At 69.8% G+C, this 6,840-nt stretch carries 8 protein-coding genes; 6 read left to right on the top strand and 2 right to left on the bottom strand.

The genetic code is table 11. The annotated features are described in order from the left end of the window. Nucleotides 1-359 precede the first annotated feature (359 nt). Together O3Q52_RS46255 and O3Q52_RS46250 are read right to left on the bottom strand one after the other, a co-directional pair. Complete coding sequence (locus O3Q52_RS46255) at nt 360-1,253, bottom strand: 2-hydroxy-3-oxopropionate reductase (RefSeq protein WP_269654479.1); 894 nt, start codon at nt 1,251-1,253, stop codon at nt 360-362. Between the two features lie 44 nt (nt 1,254-1,297). After that, nucleotides 1,298-2,155 carry a TIM barrel protein gene (locus O3Q52_RS46250; RefSeq protein WP_269654478.1) on the bottom strand — a complete coding sequence of 286 codons (858 nt, stop codon included), beginning with the start codon at nt 2,153-2,155 and terminating at the stop codon, nt 1,298-1,300. 291 nt (nt 2,156-2,446) lie between these two features. Here O3Q52_RS46250 and O3Q52_RS46245 point away from each other — a divergent pair, with 291 nt between their 5' ends. From O3Q52_RS46245 to O3Q52_RS46220, 6 genes are all read left to right on the top strand, one after another. After that, complete coding sequence (locus O3Q52_RS46245) at nt 2,447-2,698, top strand: hypothetical protein (RefSeq protein WP_269654477.1); 252 nt, start codon at nt 2,447-2,449, stop codon at nt 2,696-2,698. Further along, nucleotides 2,695-3,063, top strand: a complete 369-nt coding sequence (locus tag O3Q52_RS46240) for a helix-turn-helix domain-containing protein (RefSeq protein ID WP_269654476.1) — start codon at nt 2,695-2,697, stop codon at nt 3,061-3,063. Before O3Q52_RS46245 ends, O3Q52_RS46240 begins: the two co-directional genes overlap by 4 nt. Nucleotides 3,064-3,386: 323 nt before the next feature. Then, nucleotides 3,387-3,905, top strand: a complete 519-nt coding sequence (gene uraD, locus O3Q52_RS46235; protein ID WP_269654475.1) for a 2-oxo-4-hydroxy-4-carboxy-5-ureidoimidazoline decarboxylase — start codon at nt 3,387-3,389, stop codon at nt 3,903-3,905. After that, entirely contained in the window at nt 3,902-4,300 is a 399-nt protein-coding gene (gene uraH / locus O3Q52_RS46230; RefSeq protein WP_269654474.1) for a hydroxyisourate hydrolase, read from the top strand. The genes uraD and uraH overlap by 4 nt, the downstream gene beginning before the upstream one ends. A gap of 2 nt (nt 4,301-4,302) precedes the next feature. Then, nucleotides 4,303-5,226 (top strand): factor-independent urate hydroxylase, encoded by a 924-nt coding sequence (pucL, locus tag O3Q52_RS46225; RefSeq protein WP_269654473.1) that lies wholly within the window; start codon nt 4,303-4,305, stop codon nt 5,224-5,226. Between the two features lie 134 nt (nt 5,227-5,360). Next, the gene (locus O3Q52_RS46220; protein WP_269654472.1) at nt 5,361-6,740 is read left to right on the top strand and encodes an 8-oxoguanine deaminase; all 1,380 of its coding nucleotides are present in this window, start codon (nt 5,361-5,363) and stop codon (nt 6,738-6,740) included. Nucleotides 6,741-6,840: the final 100 nt, after the last annotated feature.

Below are 6,840 nucleotides of genomic sequence, written 5' to 3'. Positions count from 1 at the left end.
CCCTCGTCGCCGTCTCGATCAAGGTGTCGTACAAGGTGTCGTCCGGGACCGCGGCGGTCGTGACGGGCCGGGGCCGTCCTTCCCTCTGGTCGAGAAGGGGGCTCCGGGACCTTCACCACCGCACTGGCTCACGTACCGCCGCGGTCCTCGGCCGGCCCGCTCCGCCCGTCGACAACCCCTCATCCGGGTCCACGGGCTTCGCGAGCGACGCGCCTGGGGTCCGACCTCCCGTCAGACCCGGGGCGCAGCCGGTGGGGATGGAGCGATGGGTGATGGGTTCCGGGCGGCGCCACCGCTTGGGCGCGACAGGACAGGTGTCAGCGGCGGCGCCGCCCGGAGGTCTTTGTGGGGCCGAGCCGTCAGATCTGCGCGCCGGAGAGGCGCTCGACCGCGCGCAGCAGCGCTGAGTGGTCCAGGCCGCCGTCGCCTTGAGCCCGCAGCGAGGCGACGAGCTGGGCGACGACGGCACCGACGGGCAGCGCGGCACCGACGTTGCGGGCGGCGTCCGTGACGATTCCCATGTCCTTGTGGTGCAGGTCGATACGGAAGCCCGGCTTGAAGTCGCGGTTCAGGAAGTTGTCCTTCTTGCGCGTCAGGACGGTGGAGCCGGCGAGGCCGCCGTTCAGGACGTCGAGGGCCGCCTTCAGGTCGACGCCCGACTTCTCCAGGAAGACCACGGCCTCGGCGCACGCCTGGATGTTCACGGCGACGATCAGCTGGTTCGCGGCCTTCACGGTCTGGCCGGAGCCGTGCGGACCGCACAGCACGATCGTCCTGCCCAGCGCCTCGAAGATCGGCTCGGCCTGATCGAAGTCGGCCTGCTCGCCGCCGGCCATGATGGACAGCACGGCCTCGACCGCCCCGGCCTCACCGCCGGACACCGGCGCGTCCAGAACCCGTATGCCCTTGTCCTTCGCGGCCTTGGCCAGGTCCACGGAGGTCTGCGGGGTGATGGAGGACATGTCGATCAGGAGTGCGCCGGACCTCGCGTTCTCCAGGATGCCGTCGGGCCCGTACGCGATGGCCTCGACCTGCGGGGAGGCGGGCACCATCGTGACCACCACGTCGGCGTCCCGCACGGCCTCGGCGATCGAGCCGGCCGCGGTGCCGCCGGCGGCGGTCAGCCGGTCCAGCTTGTCCTGCTCCAGGGTGAACCCGGTGACGTCGTAACCGGCCTTGATCAGGTTCTCGGACATGGGGGAGCCCATGATGCCGAGGCCGACCCAGGCGACCTTGGGGAGTGTGCTGCTCATGAGGGTGCCTCTCTGGAAACTTCGGTACGTCGATGAGTTGGCGCTCAGCGCGCCGCGCGGGCCTCGGCGGGGAGCCACTCGAAGGCCTCGGCGCTGGGGCGGTCGCCCGGCTTGTACTCCAGGCCGACCCAGCCCTCGTACCCCTGCTTGCGGAGCCGTCCGAGCAGCTCCTCCAGGGGGAGCGAGCCGCTGCCCGGGGCGCCGCGGCCCGGGTTGTCGGCGATCTGGACGTGGCCGGTCCTCGCCGCGTACCGGTCGATCACCGACGGCAGGTCCTCGCCGTTCATGGACAGGTGGTAGAGGTCCATCAGGAACTTGGCGTTGCCGAGCCCGGTCACCTCGTTGACCTTGTCGACGACGGCGATCCCGGCCGGGGCGGTCACCAGCGGATAGAGCGGCGACTCGGGCTTGTTGAGGGTCTCGATCAGCAGGACCGCGCCGATGCGGTCGGCCGCGCGGGCTGCCAGCACCAGGTTCTCCAGGGCGAGTTCGTCCTGCACGGCCGGGTCCACGCCCTCGACGCGGTTGCCGTACAGCGCGTTGAGTGCCCCGCAGCCCAGCGACTGCGCGAAGTCCGCGGCCACATCGATGTTCGCGCGGAACCGTTCGGACTCCTCGCCGGGGATAGACAGCGCGCCCCGGTCGGGTCCCGGCAACTGCCCGGCGTAGAAGTTCAGGCCCGTGAGCTGTACGCCCGCGTCCTCGATCGCCTTCTTCAGGGCGTCGAGCTCGGTGCGCCCGGGGGTGGGGGAGTCGACCCAGGGCCACCACAGCTCGACCGCGGTGAAGCCCGCCGCGGCGGCGGCCGCGGGGCGCTCCAGGAGCGGGAGCTCCGTGAAGAGGATCGACAGGTTGACGTTGAAGCGCTGCTCAGCGGCTGCATCCATCGAGAAACCGGGCATGTGGGTCTGCGCTCCCTTCCGTGTCGAGTAGTTCCGTATTGCGGAAGTTAGTTTCTGCTTGATGGAAAGGCTGCCCGCGTCGGGGAACCTTGTCAAGAGGGGTTGCCCGGAAAAGCCGCCGGAGCGCGGGAGGCTCCGGACGGATTCGCCCGGGTGGCACCGCGGCCGTTCGATCGGGTGTTCCTCACGGGTGGCGTGCGGGTCGGCTAGGGTCGCTTGCGCGCCCGACAGCCCCCGCGTCACGTGGGCCGGGGGGAACGAGCAGGTCGGAGTCGATGCCATGGGGGCACAGTGCGATTGAGAGTGGAGTTCACGACCGAGCCCTTCGATCTCGACGAGGCACCGCGGCACGCGCTGGTCGCCCGCGAGGTCATCGAGGCGGCCGAACTGGACGCCGTGGACGTCGGCCCGTTCGGCAACACCGCGGAGGGCGGCGCGGACTCGGTGCTCACCGCGGTCGACGCGCTGCTGCGCCAGGCCCTGGAGGCCGGCGCCACCCGCGTCTCGCTCCAGGTCAACGTGATCGGGGAGGGGAGCGAGTGACCGGTGTCGGGGACGACCCCTTCGTCACGGCCGTCAAGCCACTGGTCGACGCCATGGGCGGCGAGATGCTCCCGCCCGGCCAGGCGGGACCCGATGACGTCGTCCTCTCCTGGGAGGGTGCCGACGTCGTCGCCGTACGTCTGCCGCAGCTCGCCGACTCGCTGGACCACATCCTGGCCGCCCTGGAGCGCAAGCGCGGCAAGCCCCTGGCCGAGCTGGACCGCAAGGCCAAGCAGGAGGTCGTACGGATACTCGAGGCGCGCGGCGCCTTCTCCGTGCGGCACGGCGTGGAGACCGTCGCGGGCGCGCTCGGCGTCAGCCGGTTCACCGTCTACAACTACCTGAACAGGGAGAAGGGCGCCTGAACCGCGAGAAGGGCGCCTGAGCGGGGAGAAAGGTGCCTGAGCGGGTGGGGCGCCTGCACCGGGAGGTGGGTGCCTCGCCCGCCGCCCTTCGGCCGTGGGTCGCCGCCAGGCCTCTGGCCGGGTTCAGGCTTCTGACCAGGTATGGAGCGGCTCCCGGTGACCGGCTCGCGGGCGCCTGTGGGTCGCCGCCGTCCGGCATGCGGGCGGCGGTTTCCGCTTCCCGGTATTTGTTACCCGGATTTTTCAACAAAGTGTTGACGTGATGTTTCCGAGGGCGTTAGCTAATCCGCAGCCCGTCCAGCACAAGGCCACGGAGGCTTCCCGTGACTTCGAGTACGACATCCGGCGGCCTCGCCCGTTTCAACGCACTGGAGGAGCACGCCGCCTACGCAGCCCTCCACGAGGTCTGCGCCTCGGCGGCCTGGGCGAACCGGCTGCTCGCCCGCCGCCCGTACGCCACCACTGACGAACTCTTCGCTGAGAGCGACGCCGCCACGGCCGGTCTGCTCGACGCGGACCTCGACGAGGCGATGGCGGGTCACCCGCCGATCGGACGCCCGAAGCCCGGAGACCCGACCTCCTCGCGCGAACAGCGCGGCATGGCCGGCGCCTCCGAGGAGCTGAAGGCGGAGATGCTCGAACTGAACCTGGCCTACCAGGAGAAGTTCGGCCATGTCTTCCTGATCTGCGCCACCGGCCGCACCGGCGAGCAGATGCGCGACGCGGTCAGGGAACGGATCGGCAACGCACCCGGGCAGGAGCGCGAGATCGTGCGCATCGAACTGGGAAGGATCAACCGCATCCGGCTCGCCCGACTCGTCGAAGAGGACGCACCCGCATGAGCACCGAGACCACCGCCTCCGTGTCCACGCACATCCTGGACACCAGCGTCGGCCGCCCCGCCGAGGGTGTCGCCGTCAGCCTCGCGGCCCGCAGCGGCCGTGAGGCGGACTGGCAGACGCTCGGCGGCGCCGCGACCGACGCGGACGGCCGGTGCAAGGACCTGCCGGCGCTGCCGGAGGGCACCACACACGTACGGCTCGACTTCGCGGTCGAGGCGTATTTCGAGAAGAAGCAAGCCGATGCGCAGCAGGACGCCCCCGCGAACCGGGACAGCGGCAGCGCAGGAGCGTTCTTCCCGGAGGTGGCGATCACGTTCGCCGTCGTGCCGGGCGAGCACTTCCACGTACCGCTGCTGCTCAACCCGTTCGGCTACTCCGTTTACCGAGGGAGCTAGCTATGCCGACCATCCTGGGACAGAACCAGTACGGCAAGGCCGAGAACCGAGTCGTCAAGATCACGCGGGACGGCGCCACCCACCACATCAAGGACCTGAACGTCTCCGTCGCGCTCTCCGGCGACATGGACGAGGTCCACCTCTCCGGCTCGAACGCCAACGTGCTGCCGACGGACACCACCAAGAACACGGTGTACGCCTTCGCCAAGGAGCACGGCATCGAGTCCGCCGAGCAGTTCGGCATCCACCTCGCCCGGCACTTCGTGACGAGCCAGGAGCCGATCAGAACGGCGCGGATCCGCATCGAGGAGTACGCCTGGGAGCGGATCGCGACCTCGGACGCCAACTCCAGGTTCATCGGCGCCGACGAGGTCAAGCACTCCTTCGTCCGCCAGGGCCAGGAGACCCGCGTCACGCAGATCACGTACGACGGCTCGTCGTGGGAGGTCGTCTCCGGCCTCAAGGACCTGGTCGTGATGAACTCGACCAACTCCGAGTTCTGGGGCTACGTCAAGGACAAGTACACGACACTCCCCGAGGCGTACGACCGCATCCTCGCCACCCAGGTCTCGGCGCGCTGGCGCTTCAACTGGACCGACGACGAGCAGAAGACGCCCAACTGGGAGAAGTCCTACGAGCAGGTGAAGAAGCACATGCTCCAGGCCTTCGCCGAGACGTACTCCCTGTCGCTCCAGCAGACCCTGTACCAGATGGGTTCACGGATCATCGAGAACCGCGCCGAGATCGACGAGGTCCGCTTCTCGCTGCCGAACAAGCACCACTTCCTCGTCGACCTGGAGCCGTTCGGCCTCAAGAACGACAACGAGGTGTACTTCGCCGCAGACCGGCCGTACGGCCTGATCGAGGCCACGATCCTGCGGGACGGCTGCGAGCCGAGGATCCCGGTGGACCTCACCAACCTCTGAAGCCCCAACATGTGACGCACCGTCATGTGACGCCCCCTCATTTCGGCACCCGCGGCCCGTCCCCGGCCGGGCCGCGGCACTCAAACCTCCCAGGGTCCTGCCGTGCCCACTCCACACAGCGAAAAGGACGAACCATGGCAGCAGACCGGCGCATCGTCATCGAGAACTGTGCGATCGCGACCGTGGACGCCGACGACACCGAGTACGCGTCCGGTCATCTGGTCCTGGCGGGCAACCGCATCGAGTCGCTCGGCACGGGCAGGGCCCCTCAGGGCCTGGAGAACGTCGTACGCCGTATCGACGCGACCGGCCACCTCGTGACCCCGGGCCTGGTCAACACCCACCACCACTTCTACCAGTGGATCACCCGCGGCCTCGCCACGGACCACAACCTCTTCAACTGGCTCGTCGCCCTGTACCCGACCTGGGCGCGCATCGACGAGCGCATGACGTACGCGGCCGCCCAGGGCTCGCTCGGCATGATGGCCCGCGGCGGAGTCACCACCGCCATGGACCACCACTACGTCTTCCCGCGGGGCTCCGGCGACCTGTCCGGCTCGATCATCCGGGCCGCGCGCGAGATGGGCGTCCGCTTCACCCTCGCCCGCGGCTCCATGGACCGCAGCGAGAAGGACGGCGGCCTGCCCCCGGACTTCGCGGTCGAGACCCTCGAAGGGGCTCTCGCCGCCACCGAGGCGACGGTCGACGAACACCACGACGCGTCCTTCGGCGCGATGACACAGGTGGCCGTGGCCCCCTGCTCGCCCTTCTCCGTGTCGACCGAACTCCTCAAGCAGGGCGCCGAGTTGGCCCGCCGCAAGGGCGTCCGCCTGCACACCCACGGCTCGGAGACGGTCGAGGAGGAGCAGTTCTGCAAGGAGCTGTTCGGGATGGGCCCGACCGACTACTTCGAGTCGACCGGCTGGCTCGGCGAGGACGTGTGGATGGCGCACTGCGTCCACATGAACGACTCCGACATCGCCGCCTTCGCCCGTACGAGGACCGGTGTGGCCCACTGCCCGTCCTCCAACGCCCGTCTGGCGGCCGGGATCGCACGCGTCCCCGACATGCTGGCGGCCGGCGTCCCGGTCGGACTCGGCGTCGACGGCACCGCGTCGAACGAGTCCGGCGAACTCCACACCGAACTGCGCAACGCCCTGCTCATCAACCGCCTCGGCGCCCACCGCGAGGCCGCGCTGAACGCCCGGCAGGCGCTGCGGCTCGGCACGTACGGCGGAGCCCAAGTCCTGGGCAGGGCAGGGGAGACCGGCTCGCTTGAGGCCGGCAAGCTCGCCGACCTCGTGCTGTGGAACCTGGACACCCTGGCCCACGCGTCGATCGCCGACCCGGTCACGGCCCTCGTCTTCGGCGCCGCGGCGCCGGTCACCGCCTCCTTCGTCAACGGCGAGCAGATCGTCGAGAACGGCCGACTGCTGCACGTCGACGAGGACGCCATCGCCCGCTCCACGCGGGACGAGGCCCAGCGCCTCGCGCGGATCGCCGCGCAGGCCTGACACCTCCCGACACCTCCCTACACCTTCTGACACCTGAAGATCTCCGGCTGAGGGGGACGGCCCTCTGCCGGTGGCCGTGGACCCGAGCGGGGCCCACGGC

The sequence above is a fragment of the Streptomyces sp. ActVer genome, from assembly GCF_027270795.1.
Classification (GTDB): domain Bacteria; phylum Actinomycetota; class Actinomycetes; order Streptomycetales; family Streptomycetaceae; genus Streptomyces; species Streptomyces umbrinus_A.
This window is presented reverse-complemented; position numbering and strand designations above follow the sequence as displayed.

Bases quoted from the DNA above. Each gene is read 5' to 3' on its own strand.
- O3Q52_RS46250 (WP_269654478.1), bottom strand. From the start codon at position 2,155: ATGCCCGGTTTCTCGATGGATGCAGCCGCTGAGCAGCGCTTCAACGTC.
- pucL (WP_269654473.1), top strand. From the start codon at position 4,303: ATGCCGACCATCCTGGGACAGAACCAGTACGGCAAGGCCGAGAACCGA.
- uraH (WP_269654474.1), top strand. From the start codon at position 3,902: ATGAGCACCGAGACCACCGCCTCCGTGTCCACGCACATCCTGGACACC.
- O3Q52_RS46220 (WP_269654472.1), top strand. From the start codon at position 5,361: ATGGCAGCAGACCGGCGCATCGTCATCGAGAACTGTGCGATCGCGACC.
- O3Q52_RS46255 (WP_269654479.1), bottom strand. From the start codon at position 1,253: ATGAGCAGCACACTCCCCAAGGTCGCCTGGGTCGGCCTCGGCATCATG.